Below are 472 nucleotides of genomic sequence, written 5' to 3'. Positions count from 1 at the left end.
AAGGTAGCCGTACCGGAAGGTGCGGCTGGATCACCTCCTTTCTAAGGAGCATCTCCAGCAGACGGTCTCGAAGAGTCGAGGTCGTGTCTGGCAGAGCCCGTTTAGTGAACACTGTTTCGCTGCGGGAGCTCATGGGTGGAACACTGACARKCTTTTCCGCGTATCGGTTGGTCCCTTGTGGCCGGCCGGCGGTGAATATATCGGCATACTGTTGGGTCCTGAGAGAACACGCGAGTGTTTCATCTCTGGAAGTGACGACAAGACCTGGACGTGGTCATACCGGGTGGGCGTGAGTCCGCCGCTGGTGCCGCACGAGTTCGGGTGTTGTGTGTTGTTTGAGAACTGCACAGTGGACGCGAGCATCTTTGTTGTAAGTAGTTAAGAGCGTACGGTGGATGCCTTGGCACCAGGAGCCGATGAAGGACGTAGTAGGCTGCGATAAGCCTCGGGGAGCTGTCAAACGAGCTGTGAT

1 rRNA gene is annotated in these 472 nt (G+C 56.6%); it reads left to right on the top strand.

Going from position 1 to position 472, the window contains the following annotated elements:
* Positions 1-368: 368 nt before the first annotated feature.
* Positions 369-472 (top strand): 23S ribosomal RNA (locus AC1DWC_RS26745); the annotation flags it as partial.

It is taken from the genome of Rhodococcus sp. P4_C10, from assembly GCF_056402135.1.
This window is presented reverse-complemented; position numbering and strand designations above follow the sequence as displayed.